Genomic DNA, 17,266 nt, shown 5'->3' with positions numbered 1-17,266 from the left:
CCCCATCTGTGGCACAGAGCTAACACGGATTTTCATATGACCATTTCTGAACGCCTGTCGCCAGCGACATACGAATTGATCGACTGGCTTGTCACAAAGGGCCTTGAAGGGGCCGGACAGGAAGAACTGCTTGAAGGGTTTTGCAATGGGTTGATCGATCAGGGCCTGCCCCTTATGCGCTTTCATGCGGCCCAGTCGACACTGCACCCCGTCTATGGCGGGATGGGGTATAGCTGGTATCGCGCCAAGGGCGGCACATCCGAGAAGTTCGAGAACTCGGATACCCCCAGCGAAGAATGGCTGCGCAGCCCCTTATACGCCCTGCTGGAAGAGGATATCGAGGACATTCGCGTTCGGCTGGTCGATCAGAACGAACCCAGCCGTTTCCCGTTGCTGAATGATCTGCGGGAAGAGGGTGCGACGGACTACTACGCAACCGGCATTCCCTTTGAAAAGACCGAGATGCGGAACACCGGGGCGCAGAAGGTCAGTGATGGCGTGTTGATGTCCTGGACCAGTGACGCGCCAACCGGGTTCGAAGACAGGGATATCGAACATCTTCACGCGATATTGCCGCATCTAGGGCTGGCGCTGAAATCCGCCAGAAATCAAATGATGTCGCGGGACCTGCTGCGTGTTTATCTGGGACGCGACGCGGGTCAGCGGGTCTTGTCGGGCGAAATCCGGCGCGGGTCCCTGCAGCAGATCGATGCGGTAATCTGGAACTTTGACCTTGAAGGCTTCACCACCTTGTCCGAGGACCTGCCGGGAACCGAGATTATCGACATGCTGAACGACTATCTGGCCGTGGCGGTCAGTGTTGTGCATGACTGCGGCGGCAATATTCTGAAGTTCATGGGCGACGGGCTGATGGCGATGTTCGATGTCGGCGAGATTGACGAAGACGCCCGTGCGGCGCTGTCAGCCGTGCCTTTGTTGCAAAAGCGGATGGATGATTTGAAGGCGCGCCGTGCCGAGGAAGGGTTGCCCGTGGCGAATTACACACTGGCGTTGCATTCCGGAGAGATTCTCTATGGCAATATCGGCTCGGAAACCCGTCTGGATTTTACGGTGATCGGCCCGGCCGTCAATCAGGCGGCGCGTATCGCCGGAATGCACAGGTCGCTGGGGCAGCGGATCCTGATCTCGGACGATGTCGCCCGCGCGGCGGGGTCCTGCCAGCAGGAACTGATCTCGGTCGGGCGCTACATGCTGCGGGGCGTGAACGAACCGAAAGAGCTGTTCACGGTTTATGTGCCATGAAAGTGAGACACATTTTTATGTGTTGAGATTTGGTCACAGGATAAGAACCCGAAACTCTGAACGCACGCGAATGCCGGAGACATGCATAGGTGTCGTTGATTTCTTGCTTTGCATGCGCGTAATGTATTGTTTAGCAACCCCAAACGTCCAAAATGTTAATGCGATATTGGTTAGGGGATAGCTGTCGATACTTTTTCGACTTTCTCAATGGATACTTTCCTGATTTGCTGAGACGTTTAGACAGATGGCCGAAAACAGCAAAAATCCTATTTCATCAGTGGTCAAAACTGTCGATCAGATAGACCGTGCGATAAAGCTCAGTGCACAGCGCATAGTGGAAAAAGGTTCTTTTGAAGGCAAAAAATCTCTGATGGATTTGATGCATTCACGGGAAGAAATGGAGCGTGATCTGAAAACAGCGGCGTTAGGGGTGGCCCTGTGCGTCGGAAAGATAGAAAAAAATGACACCCTGGACGCTATGGAGACAGCTATTTCTAAAGCCCAAGAGACAGTGGAGGAGATAAAAGCGCATGCGAGTAACATCCAAAGCGCTTCTGAGCGGTTATTGCGGGACGTTCAAATGCAGATCCGACCGATGCATCGCGAAGCGCTGTTTCGCTTGTTTGTGAGCCCGACAGGCGCCGTATTGAGCGAGCGCAGATTCACCGAAACGCAATTGGCTAAAAATGTAAATGGACCGCTTCTTTCGGGTTTGCGAAAACGAAACTTGATTGAAGTTTTAACGTCGAGCCACAGCGGTACTAAAGAGATTGTCGTTCGTTTAACCGATCGGGGTAGAGATGCAATCAAAGGCTCTTTCGGAAGGCATATGCGTGTACTTTGGCGAATTTGGGTGTTCACCAGTGGAAAAACCCTGGCTTTTTTATTGGGTGTTATGAGTGCAATCGCCGTATCTATTATTGCTGATCCAATAACTGAAATTTTACGTAATCGACTATTTTGAGGGCTTAGTTCTCACCCGGGTGTTTTTTTCCGGTTTGAAACACGCCAGACAACCGAACCCGGTGCTGAATAAGGCAAAGCACAAGCCATTGGGCAGTTGAGCCATCGACTCTAGAAATCGATCTCAACGCCAGGCAGGTTCAATTCGCGCATCATGTCGCGCAATTCCTGCCGGGCCGCGATGTTCGAGATGTTCAGCTGTTTCACCCCGATATCCTTGAGGTCCAGCAGCGTCAGGCCGCGCGGAAACAACTCGCGAAAGATAACCCGTTCGGAAAAGCCCGAGGCGACGCGAAAGCCGATGCGCTGCGATAGCATCTCGATCGCGCGCTGCATCTTTTCCTTGTTGACCATGCGCTGGGTGCCGACCCGGTTGCGCACGACCACCCAGTCGATGGGCTTCAACCCGGCCTGCGCCCGCAACTGTCGCGCGTTCCAGACCATCTCGGAATAGACCGATGGGCCAAGGATTTTCTCACCCTTTGAATCGATCCGCGCCAGCAGGTCGAAGTCGATGAAACTGTCGTTCAGCGGTGTGATCAGCGTATCGGCCAGCGAATGCGCCACCTGGCTGAGGCGGGTGTGAGAGCCGGGGCAGTCGATCAGGATGAAATCGCTGTCGCTTTCCAGTTCAGCAACGGCGGCAGACAGGCGGTGGTCATAGATATTCTCACCGGGCTTCAGCGTGCTGGCGTCGATCTCGGGCAGGTCGTGATGGCGCGGGCTGGGCAGCGCGAATTCGGCACCGTTCAAAAAGTTTCCGCGGTTCTCGAAATAGCGGCCAAGGCTGCGCTGGCGAAGGTCCAGGTCCAATGTGCTGACCTTGTGCCCCAGCCGTGCCAGCGCCGTTGCAACATGCATCGACACGGTCGATTTGCCTGCGCCGCCCTTTTCGTTTCCGACAACGATTATATGTGCCATGCTTGTCGTCCCAAGTCTTGCCGTGTTTGTCCACACGTTGTTGAGAGCCACTATATGTTGTGTCTGCGGGGAAGAAAAGAACCTCAGGCCGTGGTTTGGGCCTTTATCAGGCTCTAATTTGGAAAACACTGATCTGTTCGCGGGTTAGGTCGGATTGCTTGCCAAACACGCCGGCCCGATTCACTGTCTGTTTAGAGGCCGGGCAAGAGGAGCGCGGGTTGGAGCACCTGTTTCTGAACGTTTTCAACGTGGTTTTGCCTGTGCTGATTTGCGCCGGGATCGGCTATGGGCTGGCACTGACGAAGGCCCCGTTTGACAACAAGGTGATCGGCGGGATCGTCTCGAAGGTTGGGTACCCGACGCTGATCATCTCGCACCTGACGGGCACCAAGCTGGATGTGGGGACGTTTCTGGACATGATGAGCGCCGCCGCGCTGGCCGTAGCGGGGTTTGGTGTTCTGGGGTTTGTCGCGCTCAGGGCGTTGCGCCTGCCGGTGCGGGCATTCCTGACGCCGTTGATGCACGGGAATGTGGGCAATATCGGTCTGCCGATCACTCTGCTGGCGCTGGGGGATGCAGGCATGGCCTACACGATGGCTTTCGTCGTTGTGGTGCTGATCAGCATCTTCACCTTCGGCATGTGGATCCCTGCCGGAGAATTCTCGCCCAGGAAACTCGCGACGTCGCCGATTATCTACGCCGTTGCGGCATCGCTGATACTGATGGCAACAGGGATCAGCCTGCCGCAGCCGGTTGCAAAGTCCTTTGATATTCTGGGCGGCCTGTCGATCCCGCTGATGCTGCTGACATTGGGTCACACGCTGGCAACCCTGCGGATCACCAGCCTTGGGCGCGCGGTTCTGCTGACCGGTCTGCATCTGGTGATGGCCGTGGGCATCGCAAGCGCGTTGGTCTGGCTGTTCGGCTTCACCGGGGCCGAACGCGGAGCGTTGATCCTGTGCTGCCTGATGCCGTCATCCGTGGCGACCTATCTGTTCATTGACCAGCATGTGCCTGAATACGGGCCGGACGTTGCAGGGTTCATTCTGGTGTCGACCTTGGCGACCATCTTCGTTCTGCCGCTTGCCTTGTCCTATTGGCTGTAAGCTCTGGCCGTTCTCGGTTTCGTGACTTGTATACCTCGGTCACCTGACAGACGATGCCCGGAGATTCCCCATCAAACATAAAAGGGTTCCGCATATGATCGGATACGTCACCATCGGTGTTTCCAACCTGGACAACGCCAAGCAGTTCTACACGTCGCTGTTTGCAGACAAAGACGCGCAAGTCCTGATCGATGCGGGCCGCATCGCTTTTATCGGCAACGATCCCACTGCACCGATGCTTGCCGTGTGCGAGCCTTATGATGGTAATGAGTGCGCCTCGGGCAATGGCAACATGGTGTCCTTTCCGGCGGACAACAAAGAGGCAGTCTCAACTATGTATGAAAAGGCAATCAGCCTGGGTGCAACGGATGAGGGTGAACCGGGCCAGCGTGTGCCGGATCGCTTTTATGGGGCCTATGTGCGCGATCCCGATGGCAATAAACTATGTTTCTATGTCTTTGGGTAAAGACTTGAAGCACCGCAAACAAAAAAAGGCCGCCCCAAACGGGCGGCCTTTCGCATTCGGTAAAGGTAAGGCTTAGAAGCCCAGACCTTCGTATTTCTTCTTGAACTTCGACACGCGGCCACCGGTGTCCATCAGGCGCGACGAGCCGCCGGTCCATGCGGGGTGCGAAGAAGGGTCGATTTCCAGAGCCAGCTGGTCGCCTTCGGCGCCCCAGGTGGATTTCATCTGAACCACGGTGCCATCGGTCATTTTGACGTTGATGACGTGATAATCGGGATGGATGTCTTTTTTCATCTTTCCGCTCCTTACGCCTCGGCGCCAGCCTTGGGCTTGTAGTTGGTAACCTCTGCGATACGCGCGGATTTACCACGGCGCGAGCGCAGGTAGTACAGTTTGGCGCGACGGACGCGGCCACGGCGGACAACGGTGATGCTGTCGATGTTGGTCGAGTGCAGCGGGAACACACGCTCCACGCCTTCGCCAAACGAGATTTTGCGAACGGTGAACGAACCGGCGATGCCGCTGCCACCTTTGCGCGCGATGCAGACGCCTTCGTAGTTCTGCACACGGGTACGCGACCCTTCGGTCACTTTAAAGCCGACACGGATGGTGTCTCCGGCTTTGAAATCGGGGATGTCTTTCCCCAAGGCGGCAATCTGTTCCGCCTCAAGCTGTGCGATCAGGTCCATCGCAGTTACTCCTATCTGCTCGTGGTTGGTCCACGAAGTTTGGGCACGGCCTGAGAGCTCTTGGTCTTCACCGGGTCCTGCTGTGCAGCCCGCCAGAGGTCAGATCGAATGTTCCTTTGGTCCGGTCCGCCCTGTCGCGCCGTGGCTGAAGAAAGCCGGGCGTCACGTCAGGATGCAAACCAAAACACCGGAGTCGCTGTTCGCGGCACCGGATTGCGCTGCTTTAGGGGGTTTGGGGGCAGGGATCAAGCCTAAATTGCAGGCGTCACCGGTGAGAATTCGCCACTTTGCAACTGCGCCGTTGCCTTGGCCCACGGTTCGGGCATTCTGAGGTCAATTGAAAGAGCAGATTTAACAAAATCAGGACAGGGTAATGCGGGTTTCCGTCTTATTGGCACTATTGGGCGTTGCGTTGATGTCATGCGGGCGGCAAGGGCCGCCCCCGCAGGTGGTCGAGCCAACGCCGGGCGTGGATCGAACGGCCCCATCGGTGATCTACCCGGATTTCGGAGACGCCGATCCCCATGACTGGGAAGGTCGGCATCCCGGGCTGTACCCGGTGCACGGGCTTGACGTCTCGCGCTGGCAAGGCCCTATCGACTGGAGGCAGGCCAAGGCGTCGGGTGTCAGCTTTGTTTTCATGAAGGCAACCGAGGGTGGCGATGTCTTCGACCCAATGTTCGACGACCACCGGCGTGGCGCGCAGGCGGCGGGTGTGCCTTGGGGGGCGTATCATTATTACTACTTCTGCCGTTCTGCGCGGGAACAGGCGCGGTGGTTCATCAAGAACGTACCCAAAGGCGCGGACCTGCCACATGTGCTGGACATGGAATGGACGCCACATTCCAGAACCTGCACCCTGCGCCCCGATGGCGCGACCGTTCGGGCCGAGGCGCAGCGCTTTCTGGATATCCTCGAACGACACTATGGCCGCAGACCCATCCTTTATACGACGGTGGATTTCTACGACGACACCAATATCGGCCGCCTGCCAAAGACCGAGTTCTGGTTAAGATCCGTCGCCGGTCATCCCAGCAAGGTCTATCCGCGCTCGGTCTGGCGTTTCTGGCAGTATACGGGCACGGGTCTGGTGCCCGGCGTTCAGGGCCGGGTCGACATCAACGTCTTTCACGGAACGCCCGAGACCTGGGCGCTGTGGAAAGCCGCGACGCCTTAATAAATTAGCTGCGATCTTTGTCCTGCGAGTCCAGATATTCCTGCCAGATATCCGGGCGTCTTTCGCGGGTGATCTGTTCCGCCATCTGATGCCGCCAGTCCGCGATGCGACCATGGTGGCCGGACATCAGGACATCCGGAATCGGACGGCCATTCCAGTCTGACGGACGGGTGTATTGCGGATGCTCCAACAGGCCAGAGGAAAAGCTTTCCTCTTCCGTCGAGGCCTGATTGCCCAGAACGCCGGGGATCAGGCGCACGGTGGCGTCGATCAGGGCCTGCGCGGCAATCTCACCACCGGTCATCACGAAATCGCCCAGAGACACTTCCTGAACGCCGTAATGCTCTAGCACACGCTCATCCACGCCCTCGAATCGGCCGCACAGCAGGGTCATTCCGTCGCAGCGCGCGAAGGTCTGCATCATGCGCTGATCCATTCGACGCCCACGTGGGCTGAGATAGATCAGCGGCCAGTTGCCGCGAATGCCTGACATCGTGTGCTCGATTGCCGGGCCCAGCACGTCGGCGCGCAGGACCATGCCCGCGCCACCGCCCGCAGGTGTGTCATCGACATTGCGATGCTTGCCAATGCCGAACTGGCGCAAATCCACGGTTTCCAGCTGCCACAACCCTTCTTGCAGGGCTTTCCCGGTCAGGCTTTCGCCCAGTACGCCGGGAAAGGCTGAGGGGAACAGCGTGATGATCTTGGCCTTCCATACGCCGTGCAGATCCGGCGTGGGCGTCATCAGCTCTCGCGGTTTCAATGTCGGGCGGATGGCCTTGCGGCCGTGGGATTTCTTGGGTGTGTCGGTCATGTCTGGCCAGCCAATGCGGTCCGTGCGCTGCGAATAAGGGCCTTCTTCTGCGCGATCAGCGCGGTGTCGTCCAGCGGGGATCGGTTTAGCGTCAGCAATTCGGACAACACGTCATGGGGCAGGCCCGCGTTGGATTTTGTGGGCGGCACCAGCTTTGACGTCTTGTCATGAGGCAGGTTCAGAAAGTCTGCAAAGGGCGTGCCGGGACCGAACCGGGTGTCCTGCAGGTCTTCCAGCCACCGCGTCTGAACGGTCACCTCTGGCAGTCGCTCGTGAATTCTGTCTGCGACGGTTGGCAACCCGGGAAGGTGATCGAGGGACCTGCAAAACTCATCGAAATCCTGAACAAGACGCCTGCGTTGCAGGTCATGCGCCCAAAGACTGCGCAGCCATCCGGTTCTTTCGCGTAGGGACAGGTAAACGGTGATGTCCACCTTGTCCCCCACCAACCGGCGGCGAATTGCGCTGACCAATGTGGCCGCAAGTTCGGGCGTGGCCGCATATCCTTCGGCGCTGTTTCTGCTGGGGCGCAGACCGGCAAAGTTTTCGTCGCTCAGCACAAGGCCGCGTCGCGTTCCGAAATCGATGTCGCCCAGAAATGCGTTCAACTGGTTGCCGAACGTGGCCAGCGTATCGTCCAGCCGATAGACCGAATGCCGCGTGGCCGCCGCCGCCAAGCCAGATTTGCGTGTCTTATAGGGCAGCAGCAACGAATAATGCGGCCAGATCAGCGAGCGGTTTTCGTAAAGAAAGGATTGCGCGGCGGTGGTGCCCGTCTTGTGCAAGCCAAGATGCAGCAGGACGCGCCGCATCAGATCAGACCTTCGGGCGGGTCCGCGACGATGCGGCCTTTGTCCAGATCAACCGTTGGCACGGCCTCAAGCGTGAACGGCAGCAGGACGGTGGATTTCAGGCCCGGACCATACAGTTCCAGCAGATCCGCAGCACCGTGGTTCTGAACTGATTTCACCCGACCCAACAGGGTGCCGCCGGTGTCATAGACCTCAAGCCCGATCAGGTCGGCGTGGTAAAACTCGTCATCCGGAAGCGAGGGCAACTGATCGCGCCGCGCAAACAGGCGCAGGCCCTTCAACTCGTCAGCCTGTTCCTTGGTCTCGACGCCACCCAAACGGGCGGCAAAGCCGTTCTTGATGGTGCGGGTCAGGACCAGCGGATAACGTTTCTTGCCGGATTCGTCGGTCAGGGGCGCGTAAGCCTCGATATCCGCAGGCTCGGCGCAATAGCTTTTCAGCCGCACTTCGCCGCGCACGCCGTATGATCCTGCAATGCTGCCGACGCAGATCAGGTCACTCATTGGTCACACCCGTCGTTACACATAGCCCGTTCTTCCACTGCCCAAGCCCGTCGCAGGCCTCGCGTTGATTGCTGCGTTCAAAGAACACGCCGACAATAAAGGCGATCAGCAGCAGGATGGGAAGGCGTAACAGACCGAACATTGCTTATCGTACCTCGATGGGAAGCGCGTCGTTGCGACTTTCCCAACCCACACGTTCCAGTTCTGGCGTGTCGGACAATTCTTCCGGCCAGCCGACACAGAAATAGCCGATCAGACGCCACTCTTCGGGCACGTCCAGATCGCGCACCATCTGGTCGGGATCAAGGATCGAGACCCAGCCCAGCCCCAGCCCCTCGGCCCGCAAGGCCAGCCAGAACAAAGTGACGGCAGACACGACGGAATAACGCCGCATCTCGGGCATAGAACCGGCACCCAGCCCAAGCCCTTTGTCCGTTGAATCGTCGCAGAAAACGGCCAGCTGAACTGGGGCCTCTTGCATCCCCGACAGTTTCAACTGGCTATAAAGTTGGGCTTTTTCGCCCGAATATCCACCCAGCGCCTGCGCGTTGGCGGTTTGGAAATTCTCAAGCGCCGCATTGCGCGCGGCCTGGCTTTCGACGCGGATCACGCGCCAGGGTTCGCTCAGCCCCACCGAGGGGGCCAGACGAAACGCGTCGAGGCAGCGCGTCAGCACTGCCTCGTCAACCGCGTCGGTGCGGAACCGGCGCACATCGCGCCGGAGCCGCATCAACAGATCGAACTGCGTGCGAAAATCATCGGTGAAAGTCTGATCCCGCACGAGCCCGCCTGCTTATTCTTCTGCTGCCGCTTCTTCAGCCGGTGCAGCAGCCGCTTCGGCAGCTTCAGCAGCCTTGGCCGCTTTTTCTTCGGCGCGTTCCTGAGCTTTCTTGCCAGGGGTACCCTTGTTGGGGTTGTTGCGCTCGGCCTTGTCGCGGGTGCCGGCTGCTTCCAGCATACGTGCGATACGGTCGGTGGGCTGTGCGCCCTGATCCAGCCAGTACTGGATGCGCTCCATGTTCATTTTCACGCGCTCTTCGCTGTCTTTCGGCAGCAGCGGGTTGTAGGTGCCCAGTTTCTCGATGAAACGGCCATCGCGGGGCATGCGGCTGTCGGCAGCCACGATGCGGTAGAAGGGACGCTTTTTCGAGCCGCCGCGGGCGAGACGAATTTTCATTGCCATGGTGGTATCTCCTTTGAATGGCATCACGCCAAAGGCGTGTCTTTTGTTGAGCCGGCGCAGATGCCGGTTAGTTTTGATGTTTCTTATGGTGTCGGATGACTTCCTGAATGATGAAATTCAGAAAAGCCTTGGCGAAGTCGGGGTCCAGATCGGCCTCTTTCGCCAGGTCTTCGAGCCGTGCGATCTGCGCTGCCTCGCGCGAGGGATCGGACGGGGGAAGGTCGTGTTCGGCCTTGAGCTTGCCAACGGCCTGCGTGTGCTTGAACCGCTCGCCCAGCGTGTAGACAAGGATCGCGTCCAGCCGGTCGATGCTTTCGCGATGCTCTTTCAACAGCGTGGCAGCCTGTGTCACGGGGTTGGTCATTGGCCGGTCCTTTCGGTGGTCAAGTCAATCTGCGGGTGGCGCCAGATCTGGGCGCGTTTGCCCAATAGCTCGGCGTTTTCAATCTCCAGCGTCGCACCAAGCCGTTCGGCCAGCGCGCGCGAGCGGTCATTGGCATGGGCGATATAGCTGATCACGCCGTTCAGCCCCTGATGCCGCGCCGCATAATCGCGCGCAGCCGCTGCGGCCTCGAACCCCAGCCCTTTGCCCTCGGCCTCGGCCATCAGCGTCCAGCCCAGCTCGGGTTCGGCCCAGCCGGGTACGTCGATCATCCCGGCCCAACCCACGAATGCGCCGCTGGCCTTTTCGGTCAGGTGCCACAGGCCAAAGCCTTTCAGCGCCCAGTGCCCCAGACGGTTAGCCAGAGAATTCCAGCTTTCAAGCGCATCCTTGGGGCCGCCAACCATATGGCTGCGCTCGGTCGCGAAGAACGCGGTCATCGCGGGCAGATCGCCCAGATGCGGCGCGCGCAGGATCAGGCGGTCTGTCTCAACGGTGGGGATGGTGAATGAGGTCATGCGTAGGCCTCCATCCCGCCGTCGCCATCGGTGGCGAGGTGGCGATACACCAAGGTCACACCTTCCTCTTCAACGATCTCACGTTCCACAAAAGCGCCAAGCCGGTCTGCCAGACGTTGAGAGCGTTCATTCCCTTTGACGATAAAGCTCGCCAAAGTGTCCCAGCCGAGTTGCTCGAACGCAAAGCCACGCGCGGCGCTCGCGGCCTCAAACGCATAGCCGTGGCCTTCACCTTCCTCGGTGAAGACAAAACCAAGCTCTGGCTCTGGGTCTTCCGGCTCGAAGCCGAGAACGACAAAGCCCAGCAGTTGACCGCCTGCCTTCGCCTCAACCGACCAAAGGCCATGGCCGCGCAGCGACCAGATGGCGACCATCTGAGCGAAATCATACCACGCATCCTCGCGCGACATGACTGTCAGGTACCGCGCGCGCGGGCTGGCCACGATCCGGGCATAGGTGTCGAAATCCGACAATTGTGGCGCGCGCAAAACCAGACGCTCGGTTTCGAGCGTCGGAATCGCGCCCGCCACGCGAGACGCCAATTCAGCCCCTTGAGCATTTGGCGGAGCTTCGAACCGGAAGGTCATGCGTAGGCCTCCGATCCGGTTTGCCGCTCATCCGGGTGAGGGTGACGATAGACGACATCCTCGGGGTTCGGGCGCGCTGCGCTTGGGTCTTCATTTGCCCCAAGCCGCTTGGCCAGCGCAATTGAACGGGTGTTCGGCGCATCGATATAGCTGACCAATGACGTCAGCCCGGTATTCTCAAACGCCCAGTCACGCGCGGCACAGGCTGCTTCGAATGCATAGCCCTTACCTTCAAATCCGGGGAAAATACACCAGCCGATTTCGGTTTCCGGGAATTTCGGAGGTTTGTTGATCCCGACCTGCCCAATGAACTCACCGGTTTCCGTCAGATCGACCGCCCACGCACCAAACCCGAGAAACTGCCAACTCGCCACGTCCGAGCCCAGCATCGACCACAGGTCCTGCGCCGAGTACGGCCCATCCATGTACTTCGCCCAATCCGTCGCAAACAGCGCGGCCATCGGCTCGAAATCCTCAAGCCGGTGATGGCGCAATGTCAGGCGCGCGGTGGATATGGTGGGCGCGAGTGTCACTTACTTTTTCTTCCCGAACCCGCTGAGGCCCTGAGGCAGCCCCATACCGCCGCCCAGTCCGGGCAGACCGCCGGGCATCTTGCCGCCCATCGCCTTGGCCGCTTGTTCCAGCGCCTTCGGGTCCATACCTGCGGCCATATCCTCGGGCGAGGGGCCGCCTTTGCCGAACATGCCCTTCATGGCCTGTTTCAGCATCTTGCCTTTGCCCATCTTGCCCATCTTCTTCATCATGTCCGACATCTGCCGGTGCATTTTGAGCAGCTTGTTCAGGTCGCTGACCTCCATCCCCGAACCGGCGGCGATGCGCTTCTTGCGGCTTGCCTGCAGCAGCTGGGGATTGGCGCGTTCGCGTTTGGTCATGGACTGGATCATCGCGATCTGCTGGCGCAGGATCTTGTCGTCAAGGCCGGCCTGATCCATCTGTTTCGCCATTTTGCCCATGCCCGGCATCATGCCCATCATGCCCTGCATGCCGCCCATCTGGATCATCTGTTCCAGCTGCATTTTCAGGTCGTTCATGTTGAACTGACCCTTGACCATGCGCTTCATCATGCGCTCGGTCTGTTCCATCTCCATCGTTTCCTGGGCCTTTTCGACCAGGGCAACGATGTCGCCCATACCCAGAATGCGACCGGCGATCCGGTCCGGCTCGAAGGTCTCCAGCGCGTCCATCTTCTCGCCCAGACCCACAAAGCGGATCGGCTTGCCGGTGACCGCGCGCATCGACAGCGCCGCACCACCGCGCCCGTCACCGTCCATCCGGGTCAGGACCACGCCCGAGATACCGACCTTGGCGTCAAACTCCTCGGCAACCTCGACGGCGACCTGACCGGTCAGGCCGTCGACGACCAGCAGAGTCTCACGCGGATCGACCACATTGCGGACCTGCTCGACCTCGTCCATCAGGACTTCGTCAATGTGCAGACGACCCGCGGTGTCGAGCATGTAGACGTCATACCCACCAAGCGTCGCCTGCTGCTTTGCCCGTTTGGCGATATCGACGGGTTTCTGGCCCGGCACGATCGGCAGCGTATCCACACCAACCTGCGTGCCGAGAACCGCCAGCTGATCCATCGCCGCCGGGCGATAGACGTCGAGCGAGGCCATCAGGACCTTCTTGCCCTCTTTCTCTTTCAGGCGCTTTGCCAGCTTGCCGGTGGTGGTGGTCTTGCCCGAGCCCTGCAGACCAACCATCAGGATCGGGGCGGGCGGGTTGTCGATCTTGAGCTTGCCGGGGTCTTCCTCGCCGCGCAGGGTATCGACCAGCGCGTCATGCACGATCTTGACGACCTGCTGGCCGGGGGTGATCGACTTAGTCACCGCCTGACCGGTCGCCTGTTCCTGCACCTTCTTGACGAAGGCGCGGGCCACCGGCAGCGAGACGTCAGCCTCAAGCAGCGCAACGCGCACCTCGCGCAGGGCGGTCTTGACGTCTTCCTCGGACAGGGCGCCCTGTTTGGTCAGCCGGTCAAAGACGCCAGAGAGGCGTTCGGATAGATTTTCAAACATGCCTTCGGCCTCCTTCGCCGGTTGTCTCTTGGCGTGTCCTAAATAGGATGCGCCGGTTAAATGCACAAACGCCCCCTCCCACAGAATTATACGTGGGGGTAATGCCAAATGGCATTGCCCCCACGGGCGAAACTCGCTGGTGGGGGGCGATCCCTGAACGACTCAAGGGACCGGAAGGATGGTTTCTTCCGGATGTTTGCGCGTCGTCTACGCGCCTGAAGGCACCGAGTCAAGACAGGCGCTTTGTATGGAACCCCCTGTGGTGTAGCGTCGGCAAGCAGGATGCAAGGGTCGGAGGGTGAAGGTGAGCGGTACATTTCCACAGCGGACCACCGACTACGTGGGCCCGGTGACAAATACGGATATCTGGCCCGATTTCCGGATTCGCCCTGACGATCTGTTTGTCTGCACGCCGCCCAAATGCGGAACCACCTGGACGCAGACACTGGTGCGAATGCTGATTACCGAACAGGCCGATCCGTCGATCTATGACAACAAGGTCTCGCCCTGGCTGGATTGCGCTTTTCGCGACCGGGTCGCGCAGGCCAATTCACTGGAAGTTCAGGACCACAGGCGCTGCATCAAAACGCATACACCGCTGGATGGCATCACCTATTCGCCGGATGCCCAGTATCTGGTGGTTCATCGTCATCCGGTCGATGTGCATTTTTCGCTGCGTAGCCATGTCGAGAACATGACCGAAGACTGGCTGGACTATCTGTTTCCCGACGACCTGTCCGAAGCGTTTGCGATGTTTCTGGACCGCCCGGCCTCGACCATAGGGACCGATGATCTGACGCTGGCCTCGTTCGTGCATCACTTCCGGTCTTTCTGGGATTATCGCGACCTGCCCAATATTCATTTCCTGCACTATGCCGAGCTAAGCCGCGACTTGCCGGGACAGGTCAGGCGATTGGCCGGGATCATGGGAATGAACATCGACGACCGCATGGTGGCCGGGATTTCGCAAGCGGGAAGCTTCGGGTCGATGAAAGACAATGCCAGACGCCTGTCGCAGACGCCGGGGTTTACCAGCGTTTTTCGCGATTTCGCGCAGTTTTTCTCGTCAGGCACCAGCAACAAGTGGGAAGGTAAGCTGACCGAGGCCGAGATGGCGCGATATGACGCCCGGATGGCCGGCATGGTCACCCCGGCTGAGCGGATGTGGCTGGAACATGGTCGGGCCGTGTAACCCTCAGGCCTGTTCCCGATCTGGTTTCTGATCGCCAGCGGGCAGCCAATAGTTGATCGCATCCACCAATCCGTGCGCCCCGCGTCCGCTTGAGAATGCCTCGACGATGGGATGTCGGCCCGCGCTCATACCCTTGTCGAGTATCAGGACCGGGCGGTAGAGGGTCGACGATCCTTTGGTGCTGCGCGACACCGAGCTTTCGATCTCGGCATGGGACAGGTCTGACAGCGCATGCTCGACCGCGTCATAGCCAAAGACCGACTGCCTGCGGATCACGAGGCTGCCCTGGTTGCGGTCTAGTATGACCTGAACGCGCCGGACGAAGGTGCAGAACGCGCCGAACCCCAATCCTCCTCCAAAGAGTGCAAAGAAAAGACCGAACAGAATGCCTTCGCCGCCTTCGCTGACCATGAACAGACCTGCTCCGACAAAGGCGAGGATGAAGAAGACCAGCGTGATGCCGATGAACCAGGGCGTGTATGTCAGGATCAATTGGTCCGAGGTATTGCGCGACACTTTCATGGCGGCACGCTAACACTGAATTCCGGCACTGTCGTGGCTTGAATTTCCATCTTTGTTGCGCGATGAGCGCATCAGACAGGAGGTCACGATGGACGCATCATCCGCTTTTCAGGACACGCTGCCGCTCAGTTCCGACGCTTTGCTGGCGCAACTGGACGATTGGGGGCTGGTTTACCGGCTGCACACTCATCCTCCGCTGCGCACGGTCGAAGAGTCGAAGGCCGTCGAGGATCAGTTCATGGTGCCCGGAGAGAACGCGCTGCGCCTTAAGAACCTGTACCTGCGCGACAAGAAAAAGCGGAACTATCTGGTGACGCTGGAACAAAGCCGCGAGATCGATCTGAAGGCATTGGGGGCAGAGCTGGGTGTGGGCAACCTGTCGTTCGGCTCGGCAGACCGGTTGTTGCAGAACCTTGGTATCCGGCCCGGCGCGGTCAGCCCGCTGGCCATGATCAACGGGGTGCAGAATGATCTGCGCTTTTTCATGGATGCAGCCGCACAGCAGGCCGATGTGATCTATATGCATCCGCTGGTCAATGACCGGACGGTTGCGATGTCGCGGGGTGATCTGATGGCGTTTTTCGAAAAGATCGGCTGTCAGGTGACGTGGCTGCCCTGACTGAACGTGCGCCTTTCAGGCGCACGTGCCTCCGGCGGAGGTATTTTTGAACAGAAGAAGGGGTGGGCGCTTTAGTCCGCGGGCAGCGCCTGTTTCAGGGCGGCGGCCACATGGGCGGCTGAGGGGTTGATGAACAGATGCCCGTCCGCCTCGAATACCGGGTCGTCCAGATGGTTGGGGAAGGCCAGTGGCAGTTCGGTGCAGGCCAGCAGAATAGCGGTGCCGGGCGTTGCGTGGCGGTTGCAGAAGGCCAGCAAACGGGCGTGCGCGGTCCCGGACGCGCCACCATAGAAATCGCTGTCGATCATGGCCTGCATCTCGGCGATGTCCGGATCCGGCAGTCGGTCGTTTGCAGTGACGCCTTCGACCGCCAGCCTTTCGGCATAGTTGATCGCTTGCATGGTCACGGTTGTTCCCAGCACCAGCGCATGTGATGCGCCGGTTTTTGCGGTTGCTTCGGCAGTGGCATCGAAGATGCTGAGGATGGGCATCGAAACACCCTGACGGATCGCGTGCAGGCGGGCATGGGGCGTGTTCGAAGCAATGATGCCGAAATCACACCCTGCGTTTTCAAGGGTCAGCAGCGCGTCACGGAAGACCGCGTCGAACTCTGCCCAGCTTTCTTCGTTTCCGGCCACGCCGCGCAGTGCCCGTGTTCTGGCTTGCGTCACCGACTCGATCGTCATCGGCGGTACGGGCAGGGGCGAGCCGTGGCCGCGCGCGGCAAAATACCGGCCCGCCCCTTCGGCGATGGCTCTGTAGTAGTCGACGGTCGAGGCCCAGCCGACTCCGCCCAGAATTCCGATCTTTTTCATGATTGAATGTCCAACCCGCAAAATACCTGTTTTGCAGATTGGACATTTCTGGTCGCGAAGGCCAGTGCCGGTTTAGGCGGCCAGTTCGGATACGGCCTTATGCGCATTCTGCACTGATGCGTCAGGGTCGATGGCCAATTGGTCCGCGGCGACGACGTCCACATCGTGAATTCCGATAAAGCCCAGAACATGCTTTGCGTAGCCAGACGCGTAGTCGATCTCGGACCCCACGGCGGTGCCGCCCGAGGCGATGGCCAGAACGGCGCGTTTGCCTTCCAGCAGCCCCTTGGGGCCGTTTTCGGTATAGGAAAAGGTCAGACCCACGCGGGCAACCAGGTCGATCCACGCCTTGAACGCGGCGGGTACGGAAAAGTTGTAGATCGGCAGGCCAATGACGATTGTGTCGGCCTGCCGAAGCTCGTTCACAAGCTCGTCCGACAGGGCCAGTTGATCCCGTTGAACCGCGTCGCGCTGATCTGCCGGGGTAAAGTTCGCGGCAATCCAGTCTTCGGTCAGCAGCGGCAGGGGCGAGGCCAGATCACGGCGAATGATGCGCCCGGCGCCCAGATGTTTGACGACACGGTCTGACAGATCACGTGTTGCCGATCCGGTGCGGCGGGCCGAGGCGTCGATGTGGAGAATGGTTTTGGTCATTTCTGCAGTCCTTCGATCAGGGGTGATGTGGTCTGGGC

Annotated in this window: 24 protein-coding genes; 7 read left to right on the top strand and 17 right to left on the bottom strand. The window is 59.3% G+C overall.

All coding sequences use genetic code 11. From position 1 onward, the window contains the following. Positions 1-36: 36 nt before the first annotated feature. Positions 37-1,263: an adenylate/guanylate cyclase domain-containing protein gene (locus tag ACR0AC_RS16845; protein ID WP_170624298.1), complete on the top strand. Its 1,227-nt coding sequence runs from the start codon at positions 37-39 to the stop codon at positions 1,261-1,263. Positions 1,264-1,507: 244 nt separating this feature from the next. Continuing rightward, on the top strand, positions 1,508-2,227 hold the full coding sequence (locus ACR0AC_RS16840) for a hypothetical protein (RefSeq protein ID WP_480874944.1): 720 nt from the start codon (positions 1,508-1,510) through the stop codon (positions 2,225-2,227). Between the two features lie 110 nt (positions 2,228-2,337). On the opposite strand, the gene ACR0AC_RS16835 is transcribed toward ACR0AC_RS16840, so the two are convergent. Beyond that, entirely contained in the window at positions 2,338-3,147 is an 810-nt protein-coding gene (locus ACR0AC_RS16835; RefSeq protein ID WP_170454769.1) for a division plane positioning ATPase MipZ, read from the bottom strand. Between the two features lie 218 nt (positions 3,148-3,365). On the opposite strand from ACR0AC_RS16835, the gene ACR0AC_RS16830 reads away from it, so the two are divergent. Together ACR0AC_RS16830 and ACR0AC_RS16825 are read left to right on the top strand one after the other, a co-directional pair. Beyond that, a complete protein-coding gene (locus ACR0AC_RS16830; protein ID WP_170624294.1) occupies positions 3,366-4,253 on the top strand; it encodes an AEC family transporter in 888 nt (295 codons plus the stop codon). Between the two features lie 94 nt (positions 4,254-4,347). Further along, on the top strand, positions 4,348-4,719 hold the full coding sequence (locus ACR0AC_RS16825) for a VOC family protein (RefSeq protein WP_170624292.1): 372 nt from the start codon (positions 4,348-4,350) through the stop codon (positions 4,717-4,719). 72 nt (positions 4,720-4,791) lie between these two features. On the opposite strand, the gene rpmE is transcribed toward ACR0AC_RS16825, so the two are convergent. Both rpmE and rplS read right to left on the bottom strand, forming a co-directional pair. Next, a complete protein-coding gene (gene rpmE / locus ACR0AC_RS16820) occupies positions 4,792-5,013 on the bottom strand; it encodes a 50S ribosomal protein L31 (RefSeq protein ID WP_170454763.1) in 222 nt (73 codons plus the stop codon). Between the two features lie 11 nt (positions 5,014-5,024). Next, positions 5,025-5,408, bottom strand: coding sequence for a 50S ribosomal protein L19 (gene rplS, locus ACR0AC_RS16815; protein WP_170328369.1), 384 nt, complete (start codon positions 5,406-5,408; stop codon positions 5,025-5,027). Between the two features lie 373 nt (positions 5,409-5,781). Between rplS and ACR0AC_RS16810 the strand changes: the two genes are divergently transcribed. Then, positions 5,782-6,585, top strand: coding sequence for a glycoside hydrolase family 25 protein (locus ACR0AC_RS16810; protein ID WP_170624290.1), 804 nt, complete (start codon positions 5,782-5,784; stop codon positions 6,583-6,585). A gap of 4 nt (positions 6,586-6,589) precedes the next feature. Here ACR0AC_RS16810 and trmD read toward each other — a convergent pair whose 3' ends face one another. The 11 genes from trmD to ffh all read right to left on the bottom strand — a co-directional run bounded on the left by trmD (position 6,590) and on the right by ffh (position 13,426). Further along, positions 6,590-7,399: a tRNA (guanosine(37)-N1)-methyltransferase TrmD gene (gene trmD / locus ACR0AC_RS16805; protein ID WP_170454759.1), complete on the bottom strand. Its 810-nt coding sequence runs from the start codon at positions 7,397-7,399 to the stop codon at positions 6,590-6,592. After that, a complete protein-coding gene (locus ACR0AC_RS16800) occupies positions 7,396-8,211 on the bottom strand; it encodes a hypothetical protein (RefSeq protein ID WP_480781576.1) in 816 nt (271 codons plus the stop codon). Before ACR0AC_RS16800 ends, trmD begins: the two co-directional genes overlap by 4 nt. Beyond that, positions 8,211-8,714 carry a ribosome maturation factor RimM gene (gene rimM, locus ACR0AC_RS16795; protein ID WP_480874938.1) on the bottom strand — a complete coding sequence of 168 codons (504 nt, stop codon included), beginning with the start codon at positions 8,712-8,714 and terminating at the stop codon, positions 8,211-8,213. Before rimM ends, ACR0AC_RS16800 begins: the two co-directional genes overlap by 1 nt. Further along, positions 8,707-8,856, bottom strand: a complete 150-nt coding sequence (locus ACR0AC_RS16790; RefSeq protein ID WP_170454753.1) for a hypothetical protein — start codon at positions 8,854-8,856, stop codon at positions 8,707-8,709. The genes rimM and ACR0AC_RS16790 overlap by 8 nt, the downstream gene beginning before the upstream one ends. 3 nt (positions 8,857-8,859) lie before the next feature. After that, complete coding sequence (gene bluB, locus ACR0AC_RS16785) at positions 8,860-9,495, bottom strand: 5,6-dimethylbenzimidazole synthase (RefSeq protein WP_170454750.1); 636 nt, start codon at positions 9,493-9,495, stop codon at positions 8,860-8,862. A 12-nt stretch (positions 9,496-9,507) separates the two neighbouring features. After that, positions 9,508-9,897, bottom strand: coding sequence for a 30S ribosomal protein S16 (gene rpsP, locus ACR0AC_RS16780; RefSeq protein WP_170350323.1), 390 nt, complete (start codon positions 9,895-9,897; stop codon positions 9,508-9,510). 67 nt (positions 9,898-9,964) lie between these two features. Then, positions 9,965-10,261 carry a chorismate mutase gene (locus ACR0AC_RS16775; protein ID WP_050605269.1) on the bottom strand — a complete coding sequence of 99 codons (297 nt, stop codon included), beginning with the start codon at positions 10,259-10,261 and terminating at the stop codon, positions 9,965-9,967. After that, complete coding sequence (locus tag ACR0AC_RS16770) at positions 10,258-10,797, bottom strand: GNAT family N-acetyltransferase (RefSeq protein WP_170520193.1); 540 nt, start codon at positions 10,795-10,797, stop codon at positions 10,258-10,260. Before ACR0AC_RS16770 ends, ACR0AC_RS16775 begins: the two co-directional genes overlap by 4 nt. After that, positions 10,794-11,384: a GNAT family N-acetyltransferase gene (locus tag ACR0AC_RS16765; protein ID WP_170520196.1), complete on the bottom strand. Its 591-nt coding sequence runs from the start codon at positions 11,382-11,384 to the stop codon at positions 10,794-10,796. The genes ACR0AC_RS16770 and ACR0AC_RS16765 overlap by 4 nt, the downstream gene beginning before the upstream one ends. Next, a complete protein-coding gene (locus ACR0AC_RS16760) occupies positions 11,381-11,917 on the bottom strand; it encodes a GNAT family N-acetyltransferase (protein WP_170520199.1) in 537 nt (178 codons plus the stop codon). The genes ACR0AC_RS16765 and ACR0AC_RS16760 overlap by 4 nt, the downstream gene beginning before the upstream one ends. Continuing rightward, complete coding sequence (gene ffh / locus ACR0AC_RS16755; RefSeq protein WP_480801953.1) at positions 11,918-13,426, bottom strand: signal recognition particle protein; 1,509 nt, start codon at positions 13,424-13,426, stop codon at positions 11,918-11,920. Positions 13,427-13,730: 304 nt separating this feature from the next. Here ffh and ACR0AC_RS16750 point away from each other — a divergent pair, with 304 nt between their 5' ends. Beyond that, positions 13,731-14,618 carry a sulfotransferase domain-containing protein gene (locus ACR0AC_RS16750; RefSeq protein WP_480874932.1) on the top strand — a complete coding sequence of 296 codons (888 nt, stop codon included), beginning with the start codon at positions 13,731-13,733 and terminating at the stop codon, positions 14,616-14,618. A gap of 3 nt (positions 14,619-14,621) precedes the next feature. On the opposite strand, the gene ACR0AC_RS16745 is transcribed toward ACR0AC_RS16750, so the two are convergent. Beyond that, on the bottom strand, positions 14,622-15,140 hold the full coding sequence (locus ACR0AC_RS16745; RefSeq protein ID WP_480874930.1) for a hypothetical protein: 519 nt from the start codon (positions 15,138-15,140) through the stop codon (positions 14,622-14,624). An 88-nt stretch (positions 15,141-15,228) separates the two neighbouring features. On the opposite strand from ACR0AC_RS16745, the gene ACR0AC_RS16740 reads away from it, so the two are divergent. After that, positions 15,229-15,759 (top strand): prolyl-tRNA synthetase associated domain-containing protein, encoded by a 531-nt coding sequence (locus ACR0AC_RS16740; protein ID WP_170454737.1) that lies wholly within the window; start codon positions 15,229-15,231, stop codon positions 15,757-15,759. Positions 15,760-15,830: 71 nt separating this feature from the next. Here ACR0AC_RS16740 and ACR0AC_RS16735 read toward each other — a convergent pair whose 3' ends face one another. Together ACR0AC_RS16735 and ACR0AC_RS16730 are read right to left on the bottom strand one after the other, a co-directional pair. Continuing rightward, the gene (locus ACR0AC_RS16735) at positions 15,831-16,574 is read right to left on the bottom strand and encodes an aspartate/glutamate racemase family protein (protein WP_480874926.1); all 744 of its coding nucleotides are present in this window, start codon (positions 16,572-16,574) and stop codon (positions 15,831-15,833) included. Positions 16,575-16,646: 72 nt separating this feature from the next. Next, positions 16,647-17,228 carry an FMN-dependent NADH-azoreductase gene (locus ACR0AC_RS16730; protein WP_480874924.1) on the bottom strand — a complete coding sequence of 194 codons (582 nt, stop codon included), beginning with the start codon at positions 17,226-17,228 and terminating at the stop codon, positions 16,647-16,649. Between the last annotated feature and the right edge of the window lie 38 nt (positions 17,229-17,266).

It is taken from the genome of Ruegeria sp. H7, assembly GCF_056532945.1.
The sequence above is the reverse complement of the archived record's forward strand: the minus strand, read 5'-3'. Positions and strand labels throughout refer to the sequence as shown.

What these genes read in the sequence shown, in the direction of transcription:
- ACR0AC_RS16775 (WP_050605269.1), bottom strand. Translation starts at nt 10,261, where the DNA reads ATGACCAACCCCGTGACACAGGCTGCCACGCTGTTGAAAGAGCATCGC.
- ACR0AC_RS16810 (WP_170624290.1), top strand. Translation starts at nt 5,782, where the DNA reads ATGCGGGTTTCCGTCTTATTGGCACTATTGGGCGTTGCGTTGATGTCA.
- rpmE (WP_170454763.1), bottom strand. Translation starts at nt 5,013, where the DNA reads ATGAAAAAAGACATCCATCCCGATTATCACGTCATCAACGTCAAAATG.
- rplS (WP_170328369.1), bottom strand. Translation starts at nt 5,408, where the DNA reads ATGGACCTGATCGCACAGCTTGAGGCGGAACAGATTGCCGCCTTGGGG.
- ffh (WP_480801953.1), bottom strand. Translation starts at nt 13,426, where the DNA reads ATGTTTGAAAATCTATCCGAACGCCTCTCTGGCGTCTTTGACCGGCTG.
- ACR0AC_RS16770 (WP_170520193.1), bottom strand. Translation starts at nt 10,797, where the DNA reads ATGACCTCATTCACCATCCCCACCGTTGAGACAGACCGCCTGATCCTG.
- ACR0AC_RS16800 (WP_480781576.1), bottom strand. Translation starts at nt 8,211, where the DNA reads ATGCGGCGCGTCCTGCTGCATCTTGGCTTGCACAAGACGGGCACCACC.
- ACR0AC_RS16845 (WP_170624298.1), top strand. Translation starts at nt 37, where the DNA reads ATGACCATTTCTGAACGCCTGTCGCCAGCGACATACGAATTGATCGAC.
- ACR0AC_RS16730 (WP_480874924.1), bottom strand. Translation starts at nt 17,228, where the DNA reads ATGACCAAAACCATTCTCCACATCGACGCCTCGGCCCGCCGCACCGGA.
- ACR0AC_RS16790 (WP_170454753.1), bottom strand. Translation starts at nt 8,856, where the DNA reads ATGTTCGGTCTGTTACGCCTTCCCATCCTGCTGCTGATCGCCTTTATT.
- rpsP (WP_170350323.1), bottom strand. Translation starts at nt 9,897, where the DNA reads ATGGCAATGAAAATTCGTCTCGCCCGCGGCGGCTCGAAAAAGCGTCCC.
- ACR0AC_RS16825 (WP_170624292.1), top strand. Translation starts at nt 4,348, where the DNA reads ATGATCGGATACGTCACCATCGGTGTTTCCAACCTGGACAACGCCAAG.
- ACR0AC_RS16835 (WP_170454769.1), bottom strand. Translation starts at nt 3,147, where the DNA reads ATGGCACATATAATCGTTGTCGGAAACGAAAAGGGCGGCGCAGGCAAA.
- rimM (WP_480874938.1), bottom strand. Translation starts at nt 8,714, where the DNA reads ATGAGTGACCTGATCTGCGTCGGCAGCATTGCAGGATCATACGGCGTG.
- ACR0AC_RS16740 (WP_170454737.1), top strand. Translation starts at nt 15,229, where the DNA reads ATGGACGCATCATCCGCTTTTCAGGACACGCTGCCGCTCAGTTCCGAC.
- ACR0AC_RS16765 (WP_170520196.1), bottom strand. Translation starts at nt 11,384, where the DNA reads ATGACCTTCCGGTTCGAAGCTCCGCCAAATGCTCAAGGGGCTGAATTG.
- trmD (WP_170454759.1), bottom strand. Translation starts at nt 7,399, where the DNA reads ATGACCGACACACCCAAGAAATCCCACGGCCGCAAGGCCATCCGCCCG.
- ACR0AC_RS16735 (WP_480874926.1), bottom strand. Translation starts at nt 16,574, where the DNA reads ATGAAAAAGATCGGAATTCTGGGCGGAGTCGGCTGGGCCTCGACCGTC.
- ACR0AC_RS16840 (WP_480874944.1), top strand. Translation starts at nt 1,508, where the DNA reads ATGGCCGAAAACAGCAAAAATCCTATTTCATCAGTGGTCAAAACTGTC.
- ACR0AC_RS16745 (WP_480874930.1), bottom strand. Translation starts at nt 15,140, where the DNA reads ATGAAAGTGTCGCGCAATACCTCGGACCAATTGATCCTGACATACACG.